The sequence below is a fragment of the Ktedonospora formicarum genome (assembly GCF_016587355.1).
GTDB classification, from domain to species: Bacteria; Chloroflexota; Ktedonobacteria; order Ktedonobacterales; family Ktedonobacteraceae; genus Ktedonobacter; species Ktedonobacter formicarum.
In genome coordinates this window covers 3,440,006-3,462,900 of the sequence record NZ_BNJF01000001.1, presented here as the reverse complement: position 1 = coordinate 3,462,900, position 22,895 = coordinate 3,440,006, and the positions used below count along the sequence as shown (strand labels likewise).

General features: G+C 53.5%; 18 protein-coding genes and 1 tRNA gene. 11 read left to right on the top strand and 8 right to left on the bottom strand.

The window, feature by feature from the left end; all coding sequences use genetic code 11:
- Positions 1 to 101: 101 nt before the first annotated feature.
- From K3T82_RS14890 to K3T82_RS14860, 7 genes are all read left to right on the top strand, one after another.
- Positions 102 to 1,469 carry a hypothetical protein gene (locus K3T82_RS14890; RefSeq protein ID WP_220194227.1) on the top strand — a complete coding sequence of 456 codons (1,368 nt, stop codon included), beginning with the start codon at positions 102 to 104 and terminating at the stop codon, positions 1,467 to 1,469.
- A gap of 116 nt (positions 1,470 to 1,585) precedes the next feature.
- The gene (locus K3T82_RS14885) at positions 1,586 to 3,331 is read left to right on the top strand and encodes an FtsX-like permease family protein (RefSeq protein ID WP_220194226.1); all 1,746 of its coding nucleotides are present in this window, start codon (positions 1,586 to 1,588) and stop codon (positions 3,329 to 3,331) included.
- A 69-nt stretch (positions 3,332 to 3,400) separates the two neighbouring features.
- Positions 3,401 to 6,466: an FtsX-like permease family protein gene (locus K3T82_RS14880; RefSeq protein WP_220194225.1), complete on the top strand. Its 3,066-nt coding sequence runs from the start codon at positions 3,401 to 3,403 to the stop codon at positions 6,464 to 6,466.
- Between the two features lie 50 nt (positions 6,467 to 6,516).
- Positions 6,517 to 7,488, top strand: a complete 972-nt coding sequence (locus tag K3T82_RS14875) for an ABC transporter ATP-binding protein (RefSeq protein ID WP_220194224.1) — start codon at positions 6,517 to 6,519, stop codon at positions 7,486 to 7,488.
- Positions 7,488 to 8,213, top strand: coding sequence for an ABC transporter ATP-binding protein (locus K3T82_RS14870; protein ID WP_220194223.1), 726 nt, complete (start codon positions 7,488 to 7,490; stop codon positions 8,211 to 8,213). Before K3T82_RS14875 ends, K3T82_RS14870 begins: the two co-directional genes overlap by 1 nt.
- Positions 8,214 to 8,763: 550 nt before the next feature.
- Positions 8,764 to 9,180, top strand: a complete 417-nt coding sequence (locus tag K3T82_RS14865; RefSeq protein WP_220194222.1) for a hypothetical protein — start codon at positions 8,764 to 8,766, stop codon at positions 9,178 to 9,180.
- Between the two features lie 316 nt (positions 9,181 to 9,496).
- Positions 9,497 to 10,042 carry a GNAT family N-acetyltransferase gene (locus K3T82_RS14860; RefSeq protein WP_220194221.1) on the top strand — a complete coding sequence of 182 codons (546 nt, stop codon included), beginning with the start codon at positions 9,497 to 9,499 and terminating at the stop codon, positions 10,040 to 10,042.
- 283 nt (positions 10,043 to 10,325) lie between these two features.
- On the opposite strand, the gene nth is transcribed toward K3T82_RS14860, so the two are convergent.
- The gene (nth, locus tag K3T82_RS14855) at positions 10,326 to 10,988 is read right to left on the bottom strand and encodes an endonuclease III (RefSeq protein WP_220194220.1); all 663 of its coding nucleotides are present in this window, start codon (positions 10,986 to 10,988) and stop codon (positions 10,326 to 10,328) included.
- Between the two features lie 250 nt (positions 10,989 to 11,238).
- Here nth and K3T82_RS14850 point away from each other — a divergent pair, with 250 nt between their 5' ends.
- Both K3T82_RS14850 and K3T82_RS14845 read left to right on the top strand, forming a co-directional pair.
- Positions 11,239 to 12,021, top strand: coding sequence for a hypothetical protein (locus K3T82_RS14850; RefSeq protein WP_220194219.1), 783 nt, complete (start codon positions 11,239 to 11,241; stop codon positions 12,019 to 12,021).
- Positions 12,022 to 12,427: 406 nt separating this feature from the next.
- Positions 12,428 to 13,423, top strand: coding sequence for a sensor histidine kinase (locus K3T82_RS14845; protein ID WP_220194218.1), 996 nt, complete (start codon positions 12,428 to 12,430; stop codon positions 13,421 to 13,423).
- Positions 13,424 to 13,425: 2 nt separating this feature from the next.
- On the opposite strand, the gene K3T82_RS14840 is transcribed toward K3T82_RS14845, so the two are convergent.
- From K3T82_RS14840 to K3T82_RS14830, 3 genes are all read right to left on the bottom strand, one after another.
- Positions 13,426 to 14,436: an SRPBCC family protein gene (locus K3T82_RS14840; protein ID WP_220194217.1), complete on the bottom strand. Its 1,011-nt coding sequence runs from the start codon at positions 14,434 to 14,436 to the stop codon at positions 13,426 to 13,428.
- 316 nt (positions 14,437 to 14,752) lie between these two features.
- Positions 14,753 to 15,787: an SRPBCC family protein gene (locus tag K3T82_RS14835; RefSeq protein ID WP_220194216.1), complete on the bottom strand. Its 1,035-nt coding sequence runs from the start codon at positions 15,785 to 15,787 to the stop codon at positions 14,753 to 14,755.
- 435 nt (positions 15,788 to 16,222) lie between these two features.
- A tRNA-Arg gene (locus tag K3T82_RS14830) sits at positions 16,223 to 16,295 on the bottom strand.
- 415 nt (positions 16,296 to 16,710) lie between these two features.
- On the opposite strand from K3T82_RS14830, the gene sufB reads away from it, so the two are divergent.
- A complete protein-coding gene (gene sufB, locus K3T82_RS14825) occupies positions 16,711 to 18,111 on the top strand; it encodes a Fe-S cluster assembly protein SufB (RefSeq protein ID WP_220194215.1) in 1,401 nt (466 codons plus the stop codon).
- On the opposite strand, the gene K3T82_RS14820 is transcribed toward sufB, so the two are convergent.
- Positions 18,108 to 18,353, bottom strand: a complete 246-nt coding sequence (locus tag K3T82_RS14820; protein WP_220194214.1) for a hypothetical protein — start codon at positions 18,351 to 18,353, stop codon at positions 18,108 to 18,110. The two genes, sufB and K3T82_RS14820, sit on opposite strands and share 4 nt — an antisense overlap.
- Before the next feature lie 134 nt (positions 18,354 to 18,487).
- Here K3T82_RS14820 and K3T82_RS14815 point away from each other — a divergent pair, with 134 nt between their 5' ends.
- Entirely contained in the window at positions 18,488 to 20,398 is a 1,911-nt protein-coding gene (locus tag K3T82_RS14815) for a protein kinase domain-containing protein (protein WP_220194213.1), read from the top strand.
- An 89-nt stretch (positions 20,399 to 20,487) separates the two neighbouring features.
- Here K3T82_RS14815 and K3T82_RS14810 read toward each other — a convergent pair whose 3' ends face one another.
- The 3 genes from K3T82_RS14810 to K3T82_RS14800 form a co-directional block, all read right to left on the bottom strand.
- Positions 20,488 to 20,958 (bottom strand): hypothetical protein, encoded by a 471-nt coding sequence (locus K3T82_RS14810; RefSeq protein WP_220194212.1) that lies wholly within the window; start codon positions 20,956 to 20,958, stop codon positions 20,488 to 20,490.
- Positions 20,959 to 21,231: 273 nt separating this feature from the next.
- Positions 21,232 to 21,639, bottom strand: coding sequence for a hypothetical protein (locus K3T82_RS14805; RefSeq protein ID WP_220194211.1), 408 nt, complete (start codon positions 21,637 to 21,639; stop codon positions 21,232 to 21,234).
- Positions 21,640 to 21,728: 89 nt separating this feature from the next.
- On the bottom strand, positions 21,729 to 22,847 hold the full coding sequence (locus K3T82_RS14800) for a citrate synthase (protein ID WP_220194210.1): 1,119 nt from the start codon (positions 22,845 to 22,847) through the stop codon (positions 21,729 to 21,731).
- Between the last annotated feature and the right edge of the window lie 48 nt (positions 22,848 to 22,895).

The window sequence follows — 22,895 nt, the reverse complement described above, 5'->3', positions numbered from 1 at the left end:
GCCCCCTATGTAGGGGCAGCGCTTCAATATACGCCGGGCTCACCGCTCATAGGGGCGCAGCGCTTTACTTTCGTAGAAGCTTAGACAAGGAATAAACTTTTATGTCCAGCACAATCCATACGCCACCACGGCAAGCAGGGCACGCACTCACTCCCCCTGCCGTGACCCTGGCGCTCTGGAGTTTGCGCCGCACTTGGTTTCTGCTAGTTATCATCGCGCTCGGCCTTATTTCGGCAATGGTCGTTGCTTGTACCATTCCACTCTATTCGATGGTGACGACAACTGCTGGATTACGCGGCATCCTTAATACAACCGTCAATACCTCTGAAATCAATTTAAATGTGGCACCGGCGGCATTCTCAACCCAGGCCCTGCGACGGAGCCAGAAGGCGCTCGATCCCCTGGTTCAGCAACACATCGGCCCCTACATGTCACAACACCCCTCGCTGATGCTCACCTCTCAGAGTATCGATGTTCTCTCGCCCCGCCTGCCTGCCCGGGAATACGACTTGATCCAATACACAGCTACTTTTCCCCAGGACGGTAAACACCTTCAACTGATTTCAGGGCACCTTCCCAATCTCAAAAGCAATGAATATGAGATCATACTCACACCAGATACCCTGGAAAGTATAGGCCTGAAGGTTGGCGCAAAACTGACACTTGCGACTAGCATCATGGACACTCCCCTCTTAACTCTTGCCAACCGCATCTCATCTCCAGAGGCGCTTCTCAAGCAAATTCAGCTCCATACATTTGAACTTGATATACCAGCACGCGTGGTAGGTACCTTCAAGGTACCAGACACAGAGAAGGCTTACTGGCACCAGAATGACTTTACTGAGTTGACACGCGATGAGGGGGCGAAGAGCATACCTGTCTATCAGTTCCTGGGCGCGAACGAACTGCTTCTCAACGCTTATGATCGCTTCACCCAGGCCCATCACCTGGATCAGGTGTACCCCTATACGCAATTCGACTATGACGCGATAACAGGTATTCTGAGTGCTGGTGGTGGTTCCTCTCTACCCAGCATAAACTGGACCTACCGCGTCGATCCTCAAAAGATGGACTTCTCGCTGTACGATATCTTTTCCAGCCAGGTAGCCGGCCTACAGTCGGATATGACACGCCTGCATGGCGATCTGCTTGCGCGCCACGACCGCTACTACAATCCGTTCAACGATTTTGGGCAATCTAGCGAACAGCTTTCTCTCCCCTATACCTCGGCAATGGCTATGACAAGCGACCTCTTTAGCGGCACCGATGGGCCTGGAGCGCTTGAGCAGTATCGCAATCGCCTCTCGGTGGTGCAACTCCCAGTCGCTATCATCTCCGCCCAGATCATAGCCCTGATCCTCTTCTTCATCAGTATGATGCTGGGTCTGCTTGTAGATCGCCAGCGCGATACCATTGCGGTTCTTCGCAGTCGGGGGCCAGCGGACAACAGGTCTATACCGCGTTACTGACACAAGGTCTGGGGCTATGCCTCCTGGCACTCATCCTTGGGCCGCTGCTGGCAGCGGTCGCGGCTTACTTCCTGGCACAGAGCCAACTTCTCACCTCCGACATGAACTCCCTCCTGGTGCTAACTCAGCGCCCTATTGAGATGCTAAAGCTCATTACGCCCTATGCCCTGATTGTAGCCCTGGTTTCCATGCTGGTCCTGGCCCTCTCACTACGCGAAACCGCGAATATGGATGTCCTTATGACAAGGCGCGAATCCTCACGTGCGACACGCCGTGGTTTGGTCCAGCGCTTACATCTGGACATAGTGGCTGCGCTCGTCGCGCTCTGCGGCTTCGCTGTCTCTCTTTACCTGGGTGGCCTGAATAATCTGCTTGACGTCCGCACTAAATCGCTTTTAGCGACGCCACTCTCTCTGGCTGCTCCACTCTTCCTGATTATCGCAGCGGTCTTGCTCTTCTTCCGCTTCTATCCTCTGCTCCTCAATCTGGCTGCACGCCTGGCAGGTCAGGGGCGTGGTGCGGCCTCAATGCTGGCCCTGGCTCAGATCTCCCGCTCGCCTGGACAAAGTACACGCATGATCCTTCTGCTGGCTCTGGCTCTGGCCTTCACTATCTTTACGAGCGTCTTTACCACTACTCAGAATGAGCACGCCAGAAGCCTCGCTAGCTACGAAACGGGGGCCGACTTTAGCGGACCACTACCCGGTAATGGTACCTATAGCCCCACTCCTCAGGAGGCGCGGCAAGAATTGGGGAATGTACCGGGTATCACAGCTTTTAGCGCGGGTTTCTCTGGTTCTGGTGCGACCAAAGCCGCCGATGGCAATGGCCCAAGTATACTCTTCCAGGTTCGGGCCGTTGACGCCGATACTTTTGGCTCTACCGCGTACTGGCCCGATCAACCACAATTGACGTCGATGATGAGTCAGTTGCGCGCACGCCGCTCGTCGTCTACCGATGCGATTCCGGCCTACGTAGACCAACTCGCCTGGGATAAGCTTAACCTGCATGTGGGCTCGACCTTCACTATCTCGGTCTCTAATCTGGATATCGCTGAGCTTCCATGCGTGGTATTGGGCAAGGTTGAGCACATCCCAACCATCAACGATAGCACTCAGGGTAGCCTGGAAGGCGAGGTCCCACCTTCCGCCGGGGTACTGGTTGACTTCCAGACCTATCTGAAGGCCTATCAGAAAAGTGAACAGTCAATCGGCTTTACGTCAGGCTCCAAGCCACTAATCCTGAACCAGTTCTGGATGCGCACAACCAACGACGCTACAACGCTCGCCAATACCCGTAGCGCTCTCCGCATAGCCCTGGGCAGCAGGTACGATCAGACCATCTTTGATCGGCGCGCGATCCTCGATAATCTGCGCACCGATCCTCTGAGCCTGAATCTACTGGGTATACTCTCTATTGGAACTGTCGTCGCGCTCATACTGGCGATTGTTGGTGATCTGCTCGCGTCACTCTTGAGCGTGCGACCACGCTTGACGAATTTTGCTGTGCTGCGTGCCCTGGGCACATCGCCTGGACAGGTTGCCAGTGTGCTTGGTTGGGAACAAAGTCTGATCTATAGCGTGGGCATTCTACTAGGCCTGCTCGCTGGAGTGCTACTCTCATTGACGCTGGTACCCAATTTGGTCTTCAGTGGCCTACCAAATACTGGCATCCTAAGTACACTCTCAAACGCGGATTTCTACGCGCTCCAGCAGATCATCTCGGTACAGCCCGTCTTCCCACCTACGCTGATTGTGGCCTTCGTAGTCCTTGCAATCGTCTTCTTTGTGGCTCTTGGGCTGATGGTTCGCACCGTCTCACGCCCTTCTATGGGGCAGGTGCTACGACTCAATCAGGACTAATTTACTTATTCCTTCGTTTAAGTGGCGTTGGTTCTCGTAAAGACCTTAGCGCCCATAAAAGGATATATCATGGCAACCAGTACAACACAGACTCAGAGACAACCGTCGCTCACAAACAGGAGGCCCCGCGCCTCCTTCGCGACGGTCGCCACGCTGGCGCGTTGGCGCTGGCGGCAAAGTGGCTCTCTGCTCTTGCTCACCGGACTGGGCATCATGGCTGCGATTGTAATTATGTGTACGGTTCCACTACTCTCAACGGTGACCGACACGGCGGGTCTGCGCGGCACGCTTAATGCCTCACCCACCAATCGCGAGTTACTCATTGATACCAGTATTCAGGGCCTCTCGACTCAGCTCATCCGTGATGTGCATAATCAGATTGATCCACTGATACAGCAGCGTTTACATCCCTATCTCAGTAATCAGCTCCAATCAACGCTCCAGGTGCCAGGTATGGGCATTCTCACACCCACACCCCAACACTCTGGCGATCAGTTACAACTCTTCGCTTCCACACCACGGCAGTTGGGCGAGCATATCTCACTGGTTGAGGGCAGACTTCCCAACGCGCAAAGCAATGAGCTAGAGCTACTCCTGACGAGCGCGAGTGCGCATGATATGCGTGTGAAGGTCGGGGATGCCATTACGTTGCAACTTAACTACGTCGTCGACCCCCAGACTCAAAGCGCGCAAACCACTACCATCAACCTGCGCCTGGTTGGCATCTTCAATCCCTCATCGCCTACCGACCGCTTCTGGAACGGCGATAGCTTCCAACCAAGAAAAGCTGGCGAATGGCACTACTACGACGGGCTGGTAAGTGATAATGGGCTCTACGCGACCTTTGATCGCGTCGCGCAACTGACTCACGGGAAGGGCACGATTACTAGCTCGCCGCTCACTCTACGCTGGACGTACTACCTCAATCCCTCCTCTGTGTCAATGAATAATCTCGACGAATTTAGCGAGCAGGTCAGCCAGATGCAGACAGGGATCGCGAACAAGTATGGTGGGCTCTCTCCCACCGCTACAGCTCTCTCTCCTTATCCTTATTTCAGGCATGTCACACTTACTGGCCCTCTGGTCGATACCAGCAGCAACCAGGGGCTACTGACTCAGTTCCGCAACCGTATCGCGATCTCTAATATCCCAATTCTTATACTCTCATTACAGATCATTGCCCTGATCTTGATCTTCGTGAGCATGATGTCGGAGTTGCTCGTCGATAGACAGGCCGACGCTATCGCGACGCTTCGCAGTCGGGGAGCCAGTTCGCGTCAGGTCTTCGGCTCGCTGGCCCTCCAAGGTATCCTGATAAGTGTGCTGGCTCTAATCGCTGGCGCGCTACTGGCGCTCCCCCTGGTCAATCTACTCGCTCATACCTTACTCCCCGTCACTGACCAGAACGCGCTCGACCAGATCACCAGCGCACCACTTCAGGCTCTAAGCGCTGAGATGCCCTATGCCCTCCTCGCCATGCTGATCGCGATTGTGGCTCTCCTCCTGACACTCAATCGCGCAACTGGTATGGATGTGCTCTCGGTTCGTCGCGAGGCTGCGCGCACCCGGCGGCGACCCATCTGGCAGCGACTCTATCTCGATGTCGTGGCCGCGCTTATCGCCCTGGTTGGCTACTTTGTCTCGCTGTATGTGACAAACATTCGCAATAGTGGGCTACTCGATATCCAGACCCAGACCCTGGTCTCATCGCCGCTCTCACTAATTGCGCCAGTCTTCCTGCTAATTGCCTGTATGCTGCTCTTTCTTCGAGTCTTCCCTCACCTGCTAACCCTGGGGTCTCGCCTGGCAAGCCGGAGCAGCGGCGCGGCAACAATGCTGGCCCTGGCGCAGATGGCACGCTCACCCCGTCAAGCGCTCCGCATGACAATGCTGCTCTCGCTGGCGACCGCCTTCGCGATCTTTACTCTGGTCTTTACCGCCACCCAATCTCAGCGCACGCATGATCTGGCGGAATACCAGGCAGGAGCCGACTTCAGCGGGACCTTACCAGCCGTGTCAACGATCTCAAAGACACCGCTTACACCTCAAAACTGGCAGCAACGCTATAGTCAGCTTCCTGGTGTCCTCTCTGCCTCGACAGGGTACGTCACAAAAGGCGCGACCGATGGTGTTTCTCCAACAGTGACCATTCAGCTTGAGGCTGTTGATCCCGCCTCGTTCGCCTCGACCGCATCCTGGCCCGCTCAGAGTTCCACGCTGGCGCTACCAGAGCTCATGCGGCAACTAAAGAGTGCCAATCAGTCAGGCACAGTACCTGCCTTCGTTGACGCTGTGGTATGGAATACGCTACAACTCCAGCCGGGGTCAACCTTTAGCGTCAGCATTGACAACCAGTCATACAAAATTCGCGTGCTGGGTATGGTTGAGCACATCCCCACTATTGTCGATAACGCTTCGGATACAGCTAACGGCCAGATCCAGGCTCAGGGTGGCATTCTGACAAGCTATGAGGCCTTCAATTCGGCCTATCAGTCAGCGAAACAGCAGGAGGTAGATCTACCACCTAACCATGCTTGGCTCAAGACCAGCAACGATGAGCAGATGCTCTTGCGCTTCCGCACTACACTCGCGAACTCGCCGCTACGCCTGGGAACTATGGTTGACCGGCGCGCGATCTTTGCTGCAATGGAAAATGATCCGCTTTACCTGAACCTGATCGGGGTCCTGGTAATTGGCGCGACAACCGCGCTTCTGCTCGCTATCATTGGAAGCCTTCTTTCCTCCTGGATCAGCGCCCGCGCGCGTCTGACCAGTTTCGCGGTCTTGCGCGCGCTTGGAACGTCGCCCGCGCAGGTTGCCAGCGTGCTTACCTGGGAACAGGCCATCATATATCTGGCTTCGCTTATTCTAGGGCTGGCCTTTGGCGCGCTTCTGGCAACGACCGTAGTTCCTTCACTCACGGTTACCAGTATTCCGCCAACCGCCGCTAGTACGCTCGATAGCACCACCTTCTACGCGCTCCAAAGCCTGCTTCCAACCAGGCTAGTCTTCTCGTCAGAATTGCTATTCGCGCTCATAGTACTGATTCTTATCTGCATCATCGCGCTTGCTATGATGATCCGTGTCGTTTCCAAGCCTTCAATGGGCCAGGCTCTACGCTTGAATGAAGATTAGCCACCTCTCGCAAGAGGTTTCATACGCTCGCCATCCCAATAGGAGTTAACATGCCGGAATCGATTGTTACATGTGATAATCTGGTCAAAATATATAAGGTTGCGGACCTCGAAGTCGTCGCCCTCCAGGGCCTCGATCTGGAGGTTGCGCCCGGCGAGATGATCGCCATTGTGGGAGCATCTGGCTCTGGTAAAAGCACTTTGCTCAACATATTGAGCGGCCTCGACATGCCAAGTGCCGGAGGCTGCCGCGTTGCGAATAATGACCTGACCCGCCTGACGTCGGCGCAACGCCTGAACTATCGGCGCTATGTCGTCGGACAGGTCTGGCAGCAGAGTGGACGTAATCTATTGCCAGAACTCACGGCGGGGGCCAATGTCGCACTCCCCCAAATGCTCAGCGGGGTGAAAACCTCAGAGCGCGATAAGCGTGCCCATGAACTTCTAGAATTAGTTGGACTCAACGATAAATTCAATAAGCGACCAGATCAGCTTTCCGGCGGTGAGCAACAGCGCTGCGCTATCGCCGTGGCCCTCGCCAATTCGCCCCAGATCCTTCTAGCCGACGAGCCAACTGGCGAACTTGATTCAGTGACAGCCCACGAAATCTATGATCTACTGCGCGACCTGAATCAGCGCCTTGGCCTGACCATCATTACCGTGACTCATGACGCGGCCCTTGCCGCTAATGTCGACCGTACCATCGCCATCCGTGATGGTCGCACTAGTACTGAGACGGTACGCCGCGAAGCCGAGCTTGAGGAACTTCACGAACATATGCAAGAGGCCAGTGCTATTATCGGCCTCTCCACACGCACCCATCGCGAATCGGTCCTGATCGACCGCGCTGGCCGCCTCCAACTCCCCAAAGAAGCCATTGAGCGTCTCCCATTTAACGGGCGCGCCGAAATCCGCATTACCGATGACCATGTTGAGCTCTGGCCGCTTCAGATAGAGAACAACGGCAATAATGGCACAGGCGATCAAACCCAGACATCAGCCTCGAAGGGAGAGAGCCACTAATGGAACCCGAGATACTCACCACCCAACAGACCCATGCACCAGTAAAGACCATCGTTGAGACGCGCGCAGTGACCCGTGATTACCCCTCGGGCGGAGGCATAGTCCATGCTTTGCGTGGCATCGACCTGCGCGTACTTCCAGGCGAATTCGTAGCCCTACGCGGGCGCTCTGGCTCCGGCAAGACGACGCTGCTCAACATCCTGATCGGCCTGGACAATCCCACCAGTGGAGAAGTCTTTGTGCTAGACCAGAAGCTATCCTCTATGAGCGAAACTGAACGCGCTCGACTCCGCCGCGAAAGCGTGGGCATGATGTTCCAGAACGCTCATCTCTTTCCCTCTCTCACCGCGCAGGAGAACGTCGAAATTCCCCTGCGTCTGGCACGTGTCCCCAGTCGCAAGCGTACCGAAATGGCTCAACAAGCCCTCGCGCACGTCGGCCTGGGCAAACGCGCTCATCACCGGGGCATGGAACTCTCCGGCGGAGAGCAACAACGCGTGGCGCTGGCACGCGCCCTGGTTCACAAACCCCGCTTTATTATCGCGGACGAACCAACCGGCAACCTGGACTCCCTCACCGGGCGTGATATCATCCACTTGCTCCGTTCTATCGCGCATGAGGAACACATAGGCATGCTTATCGCAACCCATGACGCTGTCCTCTACAAGGCTGCTGACCGTGTCCTCAATATCAACGACGGCCAGATCACCGAAGAAGTGAAATAAGAAATGTGCGGTTGGGTCAGCTTATAGCAGACCTAACCGCACATTTCTTACACCTAAACCCCATATCTACACGCCACATATATTTGCATGAGGTTTATACTAAGCACAGAAGAGCTACAACCTTGCACATGTAAGCCTCACAGAGCTCAGAAGGCTTAGACTCTGTATATGTAGGCGCAGAGCTTCAGCCTGCATAGCACTCACAACTCTACTAAAATGCAAGCATTGTACAACTTGGCATATGTAGGCGCAGAGCTTCAGCCTGCGCAGTGCTCATAGCTCAATCAACCTGCCCTGCCCCTCAACCAGAGCTTAGCCGGGTCAGGGAGCGTCCAGAATTACAACCCTGCTTCTCTCTAAGCACCTTCAACCGGAGCTTAGCCGGGTTAAAGGGTGTGGTGGTGGAGGCGCATTCGCGCCTCCACCACCACACCCTTTAACCCAAGCGAGCCACCACAGGTGGCGAGGAGTCCCAAAAAACAAATAAATACAACAATTTCACAATAAGGATGTATCACCGCCGATTGTATATACACAGGAGGGATAATTCATGAGTGAAATGACAACTATACCTCGTAGACGACCTATAGGCATCAGCATCGTCGCCATCTTCCTCGCCCTATCGGGTTTCATGGCTCTGACAGGTGCTATGCTCAATTTCGTCAGTGTCAGTAAAGATATAGGTCGCCTCCCCAATCACATAGCAGCCCTCCTGCTTACATTAGGTGTCGTCTCTATCATCCTCAGCGCGATATCCTTCGGCCTGACCTACGGGCTGTGGACGCTCAAGCGCTGGGCCTTCTGGTTTACCGTAGCCTTAGAGATCATCCTCCTGGTCCAGAATGTCGTGCTCTGGTACCTCAATGTGTATACTGTCATCGCCTTCGCCATCAACTGCCTGCCACCCATTCTCATCATCGCGTACTTCTTCTTATACCGCGAAGTTCGCTCTGCCTTCGAGATCTAAAACGTGAAACTCATCTATACATACGCATAGTGGGTCAACAGCCTCTCATGCGTATGTATATCTCCCCCTACTCAAAGTCCCCCAAAAGCGGTATACTTGACTGCACAACCCTGACACCCAGATTTTATATGAAAATCATGCCACTGTCGTAGCTAGCGCGCACTTCTTACGCAAAAACCTGGACACACTACGCCCCACCTAGGGGTTAGCTCTAGCCACCGCTAAGGTTGCGAGGTTTTTCCGTATCAACTCGAACGCGCTCAGGTTCCCAAATAAGGAGCTATCCAGAGAGCAAGAACAGAAGGGATATCGTCCTATGCTCCGCTTAATTAAACCTTCGATGGAGTACAAACAACAATATCTTGAGGCTATCCGCGAATTCCAGCGCGAGGGCCGCCACATGGACAAGGATGTAAACCGCCTCAATGCCGACTTTGTGACCTTTCTGGCTCGTTTGGAGGCTCAGAAAGATCGACGCAACCTCTCTCCCGACGCTGTCCCAAGCACCGACTTCTGGCTCATCGAGGGACAGGAGTTTATTGGTCGCCTCGCGCTACGCCACGAACTAAACGCGTTTTTACTCAAGGTTGGCGGTCATATAGGCTACGAGATTCGACCTTCCAGACGCTGCCAGGGCTACGGCAAGCGCATGTTGCGTCTGGGCCTCGATGAAGCGCGCAAGCTTGGTTTGCAGCGCGCGCTCGTCACATGCGACGAGGGGAATATCGGCTCGAAAAAAATCATTGAGGCCAATGGCGGTCAGTTCGAGAATGCCAGCACCGTCGAAGGTTCATCTATACGCAAACTCCGCTACTGGATCGACCTGAACACCATCAAGGACATCCGCGATAATATCCTATAACGGCATTCAGAAGGTTTGAACCACCCATACATACAAGGCGCTTCAGCTCACGTCTGGTTCGCTGCTCAATCGATCTGTCCTTCGCTCTAATCGATCCCTAGCCACCCCATTCGGGCTATTGTAGGTCACTACATATCCTGGTATACTGAACGAATGGAACATAAGTTCCAATTCCGACGTTTCGACGTCCTATATACCCGCTTCCTATTCGCCCACACGAGAGCCCGACAGATCATTGGCCTGTCGGGCTCTTTTTATTTATCTTATATGAACTTTCTAGCCACTACTCAGTGACTACGGAAGGGCAATAGCTCGCCAGGGTGCAATTTCCACACAAAGGCTTACGCGCGTTGCAGACGGCTCGCCCATGATAGATGATACGGTGCGCAGCCTCTAACCAGTGCTCACGCGGAACCAGGGCCATCAGATCGCGCTCAATCTTGACAATATCGTTCTGCTTCGTCCAACCAAAACGCTTCGACAATCTGTCCACATGGGTATCCACAATGAAGCCATCAACGATGCCAAAGGCATTGCCCAGAATAACATTGGCAGTCTTGCGCGCAACACCCGGCACGCGTACCAGTTCTTGCATTGTATTGGGAACTTCTCCGTTATGATGATCTAGCAAGTACTGGCAGGAGGCGCGCAACTGTGCAGCCTTCTTGCGATAGAAGCCAGTAGGCTTAACATCTTGCTCCAACTCCTCAGGATTCGCGCCTGCGTAATCGGCTGCGCTGCGATACTTCTTAAAGAGGTCCTTGGTTACAGCGTTGACGCGCTCATCGGTACATTGGGCCGCGAGTTGTGTGGCAATAAATAACTCCAGGGGAGTTGTGAAATCTAGCTCATAGCGCGCCTTTGGATAGAGGCGATAGAGTTCATCAACAATGAATTGTACCTGCTCGGGTGATCCAACCGCCACCCCGGATGACACAGTGCTCATAACAGGTCAGTCCTTTCTCTCATAAGACACAAGAGGCAACGCATGTACGCGCCCTCCGCCGTATTGTACCAGAACGGTCACTCCGTCATAGAACTTCCGGGTCAGAGCCTCTGCTTATCTATTCCCTCGCGCCCCCTGAGAAGCGGAAGCAACGCCTATTTTAGCCATGGCGAGATGCCTCGGGACTATAGTACAATAGGCTCCCACGCGAGGAGTTCGCGTTTTTGCGTAGAAAGGATTTTAGCGTTCCATGTTCGATATTTCCCCACTTGACCCTCTGGTTCAGCCCATCGCCCTGGAAGCTGCCAAAGTCTACTACAAGCACACATACCCCTGGTTTATCGGCCTGGGCATTCACGGTTCAGCCTATAAGGGCGGTTATATTCCGGGATGCAGCGACATCGATCTCAAACTCTTCTTGCGTGATGAGGCCCTCACCCCTTATGGCGAACTCCCCTTGGAGATAGGTCAGGCCATCCAGCGCGATCTGGCGTGTATCGATCCCACGCCTTTCAGCTATATCCAGACAATGGTGCTGACCCCTGGACCACGCGGCAATCGCCCCACTGACTGGTCACTCCCAATCCCTGGTACCTACCATATGCTGGCGGGAAACATCCCCACGCGTGAGCAGACCGAGGCGGAGACACTCGCGAAATGCCATGAAACACTCCAGCGCGCTCGCCGGGGAATCATCAACGTCTCTGGAGACCTGCTACATCATGGCTCTGGCAAGCTTGAGCGCGCTACGCGCTTCCTCTGCACCGATGTCTGGCCCACACTCTATAGCTATCGCTCCGTTCAGACAGGTCGCCCTTTCACCATCTGGTCGCTCCCCAAAGATCAGGTCATCTCCCAATTACCAGAGGATGACGAGATTGGACGCGCCATTCGTGACTTTCACACCCACGCTATACACTATTTCACCCAGAAACATACCACAGAGGGCGCGCTCACTGTCATCGCGTCAGGAGTAGCCTTCCTCCAACTGGTCGAGCAACGCTATCAAACCATGACTGCACAACAACATTAAACTCCGCATACACCCCTGCAACAACGCACAAAAGATTTAGCGCCAGCCCTATATGCTGGCGCACTGCTTCAGCCTGGAGCAATGCTCAACATCCTTTTCCCCTTTGAACACCATAAGCGAGAACAGCACTCCTGGCTACCAGAACTGCAAAGCACTGCCATTATGGGTGAATGTGCTAGCAAACTCGCCCATAGATGGTATAATGGACGTGCTATAACTTTAAATAGGCTTCTTAATACAACCTACCGAACACTTAAGCGCACAGCCGCGACAACGACATTGCGACGGACAGGAGGCCCCTGATTCGTCGAAGACTACAGAGTCTGGTGTGTATCATTTTGCTTCTACGCGATCCATTAAACACGCTCAAGGCGCTTCTCACCAGCACACAAAGGAGTAGAACCATTTGGAAGGTTCAGTCCAGGCAGAACAATATATACAACAAAAGATAGACGCGCTTCAAGCACGTATCTCCGAACTGGAGCACATCCAGCAAGAGCAGCAGCGAACTCTCCTGGAGGGGCAGGAAGAGCGGCGCGTTCTTGAACACGAACTACAAAGCCTGCATGGTGAGTACACAAACTTGGAAAATAAACTCGCGAACGCGCATGAGGAGATCACAAAACTGCAAGATGCCAGTCAGCGCATGGACGAGTTCTTGAGCATCGCGAGCCATGAGCTACGCACACCTCTGACCACTATCAATGGCAATATTCAACTAGCCAAACGCCGCCTCAATGCCTTCCGCCCAGAAGATATCCCCGAGGACTTTACCAATAAGCGCGATCTGCTCCATGAGCTACTCAGTCGCGCCGAGCGTCAGGTACGTGTCCAGAATCGCCTCGTAGGTGATCTCCTCGACGTATCACGTATCCAGGCCAATCGCTTCGAGCTTCACTTCCAGGACTGTGATCTCGTTGCCCTGCTCCATGAAGTCGTTGAAGACCAGCGCGCAGCTTCCCCACAACGCCTTATCAATCTAGAACTGAATATTACTACGCAAAAGACCTCTATCTATGCCGATCCCGACCGCGTTGGTCAGGTCATCACAAATTATCTGACCAACGCCTTAAAGTATTCTGCTGCTGAGGAACCAGTCATAGTTCGCCTGGTCGTCAACGACATAACCGCCAGGGTGACGGTTCAGGATCGTGGTCCCGGTATATCAGAAGAGGAACAAGCTCGCCTCTGGCAACGCTTCTATCGCGTGCCCAATATCAGCGTGCAGAGTGGCTCTGGTGTTGGCTTGGGACTGGGACTTCACATCTGCCGTATCATCGTCGAACGTCACGGTGGTCAGGTTGGCGTCGCCAGTAAGCAAGGAGAAGGCTCGACTTTCTGCTTCACATTGCCACTCCAGACTGAGCAGCATGTTTCTACAGATGATACTCCAAATGCATAATCTTATTTCCCCTCCGGGGAAAGTCGTTCCTCCTCTTCAGTTGGAAAAGGCCGACCGTGAATCTGGCTCTCCCAGGGCGACGATTCTTCATCCTTTTCAACTGGCATTTGTGTGCCTCTCTCTTCCGTGTTAATAGCACGCGCACGCATCGGACTTGTATGATAATTAGGAAAACGCTCGCCACGCGCGTCCATATCACCAAAAGCCGTGTTTGCCATCGCGGCATTGCGTCCTCCAATGGTGTCATAGACCGGGTCAAGGATACGCGGAGATGCTTCCCCACCCTTCTTCTGTGCGCTTTCCACCTCGTCACGGCGACGCTGCTCCTCTAGAAGAGCCTCTTGCTCTGTTCTGGCTATCTCTAACTGTTCCTGATATTGGCGATCCTGCTCTACACGGCTCCGCTCCTGGCTCTCAAGCGCCTCTTTCTCTTGTGCGATTGTCGCTTCTCGCTGCCGCAGGCTCTCCTCGGACATACGTGGGTCCTGCTGCATAGCCTCTTGCTGGCGCGTGGTCGCGGCTCCACGCCCTACGGCACTCCCTGCGTGGAAAAGATAGTGAGAAGACATCGGATCAAGCGCTCTTGGCGGCGCCTCTTCAACCATACGGGCGAAGTGCTGCATATCCTCCTCAAGGGCCGCCTGGAAGCGCGAATCTATCCCCAACCTCTCTGCTACCGCGCCCAGAATACCCGCTGGTGGCGTGTAACTGATAAACACATTCACCATCGTTCGCTCAGGTCCTACCGGTTCAAACTTGACTCGACCCGAATTCTCCAGACCTTCTACCGAGCGCCAACCCACTTGCTTATCTGTAATCCAATCTTCATTGAGCGCGTCCCATTCATAGGCGCTTCCACCAACCTCAGCTACCCAATGACTACGCTGCTCGTCATAGTATGTAACCTCTTTAATGAAGCGCATAAATTTAGGAAAGTCGTTGAAATGCGTAAACAACGTGTATACCTGCTCCACAGGGGCTTGTATGGTTACTGAAACATGATGTTCTGCCATAACGTGTCCTTCCTCACTACATGAACGCGCCAATCAGGTTCGTTCTATCCCTACCCTGGTCTGACGCTCTCCACTTTCTGTTATGCTTGGTCGCTTCTGAGATAGCGGTACTTCTTATCACGCGCTACCAATAGCGGAAGTTTCGCGAAACTTCTTAACTCCTCCAGGATTTCTTCCTTTTTCGACTCCCTGAGCACGCCGTGCCCCCACGCATAAGACCTTCACGCAACAACAAAAAAGAGACATGGTAGGTTACACATGCACCTACCATGTCTCTAGTGAAACTGGCTTGCTTTACAGAATGCCTTTTTGCCCATCAGGACGAGGAAGTACCAGGGTTAGCCTCTCCTCCCACTTCTGGAGTGTCACTAAGCACACATATGTCGCGGTTTCCCCGAATCATGGTCAGCCAGGGTGATTCCTCGTACAGCTCCTCAACAGACTTCCGCGTCGCATCCTTCTCCTTCTGTGGCAGACGCGACATCATTGGGTCCTGTGTATACCAGGGATAGCGTGGACGCAGCGAATCCTTGTCGCCAAAATTAGTACGATCTAGACCAGCATGCCGCCCACCAAGGGTATCATAAACCGGATGGGGCGGATAAGACTCCAGAGGCTCATTGCTGATCTCCTCGCCCATGGCTTGCAAGCGATTCTGGCGCTCTTCCTCCAGACGTTGTAATAGCTCTACTCTTGCCTTCTGCTCCCGCTCCTGTCGCAAACGAGCCTGCTCTCCTGCCTGCATCAACCGGCGCTGGCGCTCTTCCTTAACCTGCGTCACTCGCTTTTCACGCTCAGCAAGCGCTTCTGGAGACATCATAGGATCTTGCGCCATCGCCTTACGCTGGCGCTCTGTCACATCGCGACGCGCATAGGAGCTGTCTTTGTGAAAGAGATAGTGAGACTGCATAGGGTCCATCTCGCCCTCCGGCGTCTCCTCAACCATACGCGCGAAATGAATAAGCTCAGTCTTCAAAGCCGTGTCGACATAGCTATTAACGCCCAGGCTCTCGCCAATCTTCCCCAACGCACCGGAAGGCGGCATATAATAGATATAAACCCCAACCTCCGTACGGCGTGGACTCAAAGCATGAAATTTGACTCGCCCGCTATTCTTCAGTCCTCGCGTGGAGCGCCATCCTATCTGCTTGTCCGGTATCCAATCCTCGTTCACAACATCCCACTCAAAGCGTCCTAATAGCTGCATGACCCAATGACTTCGCTGATCATCATAATAGGTCACTTCTTTGACGAAGCGCATATACTTGGGAAAGTCATGGAAATGGGTAAACAGTTCATATACCTGATGGAGCGGAGCCTGCACAGTCACCGATACACTATGCTCTGCCATATCTCACCCCTTCTCTCAGTCATTGCCGCAAACAGCGACAAATCTGTTGCGAAACGCACTACGAAGAGTAATGAACAGTCTCCATGTGACCCCAGAATTACCACAAGGGTCACCGACACTAGATTGGGAGAGTACACGAACCGAGAAGTCCGCTATACAGCTGCAAGAACGCTATATTGACATATTCGGTATTAGAAAACCTGAGCGCGCAGCGCTAGCCACCGTTCAGGTGGCATCGGTTTTCACATAAGGCATACTATAGTATAGCATGATGCAACTAACTTTACGCCTCACAAAAAGTAAGCTTTTACGACAACAAGCAAGACTAAGTGCACCACATTAGCTATGAAAAAATATGACAAGAGAGGAAAAATAATTTCATTGAGGATAAGAAGATGATACTATATGCAGGTTAATAAACAGGCATAAAAAAAACGCGCCCGGCAGGATTCGAACCTGCGACAGCCGACTTAGAAGGTCGGTGTTCTATCCACTGAACTACGGGCGCGTACCTGGAGTAATAAACTCCATTCGGATAAGCTACATAATAGCAATTTCATGCACCTTCTGTCAAGCAATGTTTCCCTGGTACTTTACAAAGAACTTGCCGAATAAGGTTATATATATCTGACAGTCAGGCGGAATCAGACCCACAATGAACTTAACCTATTGCGCACAGAGAACGAACTTGGTACCATATCCCCTGGGCTACTTCCACGATTCATCCAGGGCTCTAGATCAGGTATAGAAGCCAGGCGAGACACCTGCGAGTGCCTGCAAATCTTGACAGGCATACTAAAAAGACATATAATACCAAAGAAAATCCGAGTAGCCAAGTAAGGATTACAGAAGCTCTGAGCTTCTCAAACCGATCCAATCCAATACAGAACAAGACATCAGCCAGCGAGTGGAGTTAATCTTTTATGAGTCAGGCATTTGAACTGGAGCAGGGCAATTATACTGCCGGGTTCCATGTACCAGAAAATTACGCATATAAGTCTGAAAAAGGGCTTAGCAGGAAGATCGTCGAACAGATCTCCGAAATGAAGGGCGAACCCAGTTGGATGCGAGATTTCCGTCTCAAGAGCCTGAATCTCTTTGAGAAGCGCCCGATGCCAACCTGGGGGGCTGACCTGTCAGGCATCAATTTCGACGACATCTACTACTACATTAAGCCCGTGCCTCAGCAGGGCAAAACCTGGGACGACATCCCTTCCGAGATCAAAGAAACCTTTGACCGCCTCGGTATTCCCCAGGCTGAACAGAAATATCTCGCCGGTGTCACCGCTCAGTACGAGAGTGAGGCCGTTTACCATAAGATGCGCGAAGACCTTGAGAAGCTAGGCGTTATCTTTACCGATATGGATACAGCTCTGCGCGAATATCCCGATCTGGTCAAAGAGCACTTCGGCACTATCATCCCACCTTCCGATAATAAGTTTGCGTCCCTCAATAGCGCGGTCTGGAGCGGTGGTAGCTTCGTCTACGTGCCTGAGAATGTTCGCGTCGAGATTCCTCTTCAGGCGTACTTCCGCATTAACGCCCAGAACATGGGCCAGTTCGAGCGCACTCTGATCATCGCCGCTCCTGGCTCCTATGTTCACTACGTTGAAGGATGTACCGCTCCAAGCTATACCAGCGATAGCCTGCATAGCGCCGTGGTCGAGATTAAGGCTATGGAAGGCGCTCGCGTACGCTATACAACTATCCAGAACTGGTCAAAGAACGTCTACAACCTTGTGACCAAGCGCGCGGCTGCTTACCGCGACGCGACGATGGAATGGGTCGATGGTAACCTCGGCTCGAAGGTGACAATGAAGTATCCCGCCGTTCTGCTCATGGAACCGGGCGCGCGCGGTGACGTCCTCTCGGTCGCCTTCGCGAATGATGGTATGCACCAGGACGCGGGCGCGAAGATTACGCACCTTGCTCCCCATACGACCTCGCAAATCCTGTCGAAGTCGGTCTCCAAGGGTACCGGGCGCGCGTCGTATCGCGGTCTCGTACGTATCAATCCAGGCGCGCACCACACCAAGTCCAGCGTTCGCTGTGACGCGCTCCTCCTCGATGAGGATGCACGAACAGATACCTACCCAACCATCCGCGTTGAGGAGAACCAGACCGAGATCGGCCATGAGGCAACCGTCTCCAAGGTCGGTGAGGATCAGCTCTTCTACCTGATGAGCCGTGGTCTCGACGAGTCCGAAGCCTATTCGCTCATCGTCAACGGCTTCATCGAGCCCATCACCAAGGAACTCCCTATGGAGTACGCGGTCGAGCTCAACCGCCTGATCCAGCTTGAGATGTCAGGCAGTGTGGGCTAGTCGCTCAACACACCAATGGTAAACCCTTTATTCGCCAATACCGCCGTTCTGGTGGTGTTGGCGAATATTTTTACCGCTTGCTCACTTTCCCCTCGCGTGCGTACAATACAGAAGTACCCGCCATCGGCAGGGCGCAACCCGGACCCCTTAATGGCGTACATAAGGATAGAGAGAAAAGATGCTCGTAACTCTTCCGCGCTCCCGGTGGCGCAAAAGGAGTTCCAATAACTTTTTGGTAGCATGCCTTTCATTTGCCTGAGCACAGCCGCCTGAGAGGCTCAGACATCGCGCCACACCAACTCAGCCTGATGTGGGACAATGTGGCGGCGTTGGCAAATGCTTTTTATGGCGTGTAGAGAAGAGGTAGGAAAGACCTTTGGCTCAGTGTCTAAATCCCCGCGGGAGCCACGTTAACCCCGACAACATAGCTTGCTGCCGCCAATGCGACTTCCTGGTTCAGGGAGCGCATATCGGCGCATACGAAGTTATGGCCTTTGTTGGCGCTGGCAGCTATGGACAGGTCTATAAAGTTCGCGAACCGGCTCCCCTCAGTCGCGTCCTGGCTCTGAAGGTCCTCCGCCTTGACCAGTTTACCGCCAAGGCTCAGACAAGCTTCTTTCAAGAGGCTCGACGCATTGCCTCTATGCATCATCCCAATATCTTGCCCGTCTACAATTTCGGTCAGCTTGAGCAGAACGCGCGTCCCTATCTGGTCACTGAGTACGCGCCACAAACAATCCTTGATCTTTTCCGCCGCGACAATGGCACGCGTCGCCTTGCCTTCGCTGAAGAACTGGTCCCCTATATCCAGCAGATAGCCTCGGCACTCCAATACGTCCATAACAACGGCCTCGTCCATCAGGATGTCAAACCCGGCAATCTACTCATCGGGCGCAACGGCCAAATCCTGCTCGCGGACTTCGGCACAACCTTCTATCTAGGCATGCAAACTCATGCTTCGCTGGGTGAGATTACCGGAACGGCTGCTTATATGCCTCTGGAGCAATGGCAGGGTAACCCACGCCGCGATTCTGACCAGTACGCCCTGGCGATCTGCTGCTATGAACTCCTGACCGGGCGCACTCCCTTTGTCCATCAACGCCTTGAGGATATGTGGCACGCACACGCTGGTCAACAGCCACCACCACCGCAACAGTGGAACGGGCGTATCCCCGTCGAGGTCAGCGCGGTCCTTCAGCGCGCCCTCGCCAAGGACTATCACCAGCGCTATAACAGCATCAGTGAGTTCGCCAAGAGCTATACACACGCTGTCGAAATCGCCTTACAGCGCTACGTCTGCCAGCGCTGCGGACAACAGAATCGCAGTGGGGCCGTGCGCTGCTCCTTCTGCGGCGCGACTGACGATAACCGCCGCTGTCCATACTGTGAGACGCCTGTGCGTTTCGGGCAGCGCTGCTGCACCACCTGCGGACGCCTGGTTATTCCATCGGCTATGGTTGCGCGTAGCCCCCTGGTAGGCGTGACTCTGCGTCAGGGACGTTACTCTATCGCCCATGTCCTCAAACAGGAGGAGGACTCAAGCGTCATGGTGGCTATCGCTATCGATGAGAAGCAGCGCGGTCAGCGCGTCGTACTCAAACGCTGGGAGTGCTGTGATTCCCCCCTGACCCAACGTGCCAAAGAGGTCGCTTACTATGAGCACGCGACTGAATCCCTTGCACGCCTGCGCCATCCACTCGTACCCCGCGTACTGGACCGCTTCGCTGAGGGACGCCACTACTATCTTGTGTTCTCCTATATCGACGGCGAGAGCATCGAAGAACGCTTACTCAAATTCTTGCGCCCCATTCCCGAGGCGGAGGCACGCGGCTATATGCTTGCCGTACTCAACATCCTGATCGCCCTGGAACAACAGAAGCCAATCGTTCGTCACTACGATATCACACCCGCTAACATCATCATTGAGCGCCTGCGCAACCGTGTCCACCTGACAGGCTTCCAGGTGCCGCCGCCTCCCGTGAGCAGCGGCACACGCGTCGTTCACGGCAAACGCACAACGCGCAAACTCATCATCTCACCCTATCTACCCATTCAAGATAAACCCTACGACCAGCGCACCTGTATCTATACTCTGGCAGCCAGCATCCATCATGCCGTCACCAACGTCGCGCCACCCCACTATCCCACCTATCCGCCCGTCCGTATGCTCAACCCCAATATCTCGCCCGAATTTGAGCTCCTGCTCAGTCGCGCCCTTGCCGAAGAACCACACGTCCGCTACCAAAACTACGCCAGCCTCAAACAAGACCTCCAACGCCTGATGTAATACAAAAGAAAGATTTTGAAAGATTGTTATGGAAAGGATGGGAGTGAATAGTTGCATGAATGTACAAACGTTGGAGAAGGCCCCGATCATCAATGCTCTTGCGGAGTCCAGACATTCCGTCTCTGTATAGGGGTAATATCAAACATCTGCTTCAGCTCATATTTGTTATCAAGCACAGTGCCGCCGACAAACACATTACGGCGCTTAAACGGTTCCGGCGTTGTGGAAAGCAACCAGGCACGCTCAGCCTGGTCGGGGTAATAATACCAGGGTTGCGCGAGAAAGTAATCTTGCTCATTAATCCACTCAGGGCAAGGAAAGGCCGTTCTCCTACACAGTTCCTCGACGACTGCGGCACATAAAGCCGCCCAGCGCCTACCCTCTAGCGTCACGGCTACAGCGGGTGGCTCCATAATCAGCTCGCGGCGCTTCTCAACCGCGTAGCACCACCAATCATGCAGAAAATCCCCCAGAGCGAGCCAGGGGTCTTCACCCTCATCAATGCACCCAACTACATCAGCAATGGGATGAATGGGATAAGGAAGGGCCGAAGATGTCATTTATAAAGCCTCGCTCCTGGATATGCCTTTTCTAACGCTCTCACATTCATACTCAAATATACACTTTTATTATACAACGGTTCACAGGGAGACAATCCCTTACACTGGTTTTATTAGATGATTGAAATTAATTACTAACAATGGCATCTCATTGTTTGAAACAACGGTTAATTGCCCTTTCTGTTTCATTGATACGTCTGCTAAGTTGCATCTGTGGGATATAGGATTTCACAATTTGCCAGGCCTGAGCGCGAGAATCAATATTAACTTGGGCTAAAAGAGCTTGAACATCCCGGTCATCCTGGGGCGGGCAGCGAACAATTTCAAAGCAAGGATATACTCTAATTCGGGAACATATACAACCAGGTTCCCAAAATCACGCCATATAGTCGGCTTCTGGGGATGACGAATCTGGTCAACAATAAGCGTAACATCATCGTTCATCCATTCGTCTGGTAAGCGGTTTTCCTGTGCCACGAGAGATATTGCGCGTTTGATAGCACGATACTGTTGGGCATCATTGGTCGCCACAACAATGTCTATATCACGAGTAGATGGGCGGTTTTTCACTATCGCCACCATCACCGCTCCTCCAAGGAGAAGAATTGTACCTGTGATACCAAGCTCACCCATCTTTTGGGCCAATAAGGCTAAATTTTTTTCGATTTGCTCGCTATTCATATTCACCCCAATCACCCAGAATATAGCCAGAAGGGCGTATATAGTCGAGCTATAGCTCGACTATATACGCCCTTCTGGCTATTCATGTTTTACCCCCGCTCATCAATTGGCGTGTACTCGGTAACCTTCTGCCCCACATACTCGGCACGGGGACGGATCAGGCGATTATTGGCATATTGCTCAAGGATGTGTGCCGTCCAGCCCGCGATCCGACTAGAGGCAAAGATGGGTGTATCCAGGTCAATCGGAATACCCATCATGTAATAGACCGAGGCGGAATAAAAGTCAACGTTGGCATTCAGGTGCTTATGCTCTTTGATGTACGCTTCTGTAACCTGTGACATCTCATACCAGCGTGAATCTCCTGTTCGCTCACCTAACTCCTTTGACATGGCGCGCAGGTGCGTTGCTCGCGGGTCCTCCGTACGATAAACCCGGTGCCCAAAGCCCATGATACGCTCCTTACGAGCCAGTGCGTCCTCCAGGTAAGGCTCAACTTTGCTGATATCGTTCATCTTATGCAGCATACGTATCACTTGTTCGTTCGCTCCGCCATGTAGAGGGCCAGAGAGCGCGCTCAGCGCAGAGACGACCGAAGCATACATATCCGCTTTGGTACCGGCAGTGACGCGCGCGGCAAAGGTGGAGGCATTCAATTCGTGGTCGGCATGCAGGATCAAGGCGATATCCAGAGCGTGAGCGGTATACTCGTCTGGCAGCTTTCCTGTAAGCTGATAGAGGATGTTCGCGGCATGCGATCCGTTGTCAAGCGGCTCAACGGGCGCAAGCCCCTCGCGAATACGGTTCCAGGCCATGACAATCGTTGGTAGAACGGCGGTCAAACGAATCGCGCGTCGCTCGTTGGCGGGTGCGGATGTGTCGCTCGGGTCGGAGTCGAAGGCAACCAGGGCGGAAATGACAGTGCGTAGCACATTCATCGGGGACATAGAAGGGGGGAGTAAGTGCATCAGATCTATGAGGCGACCCGGCAAAGCCCGGCTACTATGTAGCGCACTCTCAGTCTCCGCGAGTTGCGCCTGCGTGGGCAATTTACCGTGCCAGAGCAGGTATGCCGTCTCCTCAAAACTGGAATGTTGCGCCAAATCGTGAATATCTACGCCATAATAGGTTAATTTCCCAAGTTCTCCATCAAGATCGCAAATTCGCGATGTTGTCGCGACAACATCTTCCAGACCCGCAGTGGTCATTGCAATTCCTCCGCATAACTATATTTTGGTGGAATACGCCCGAGTGGT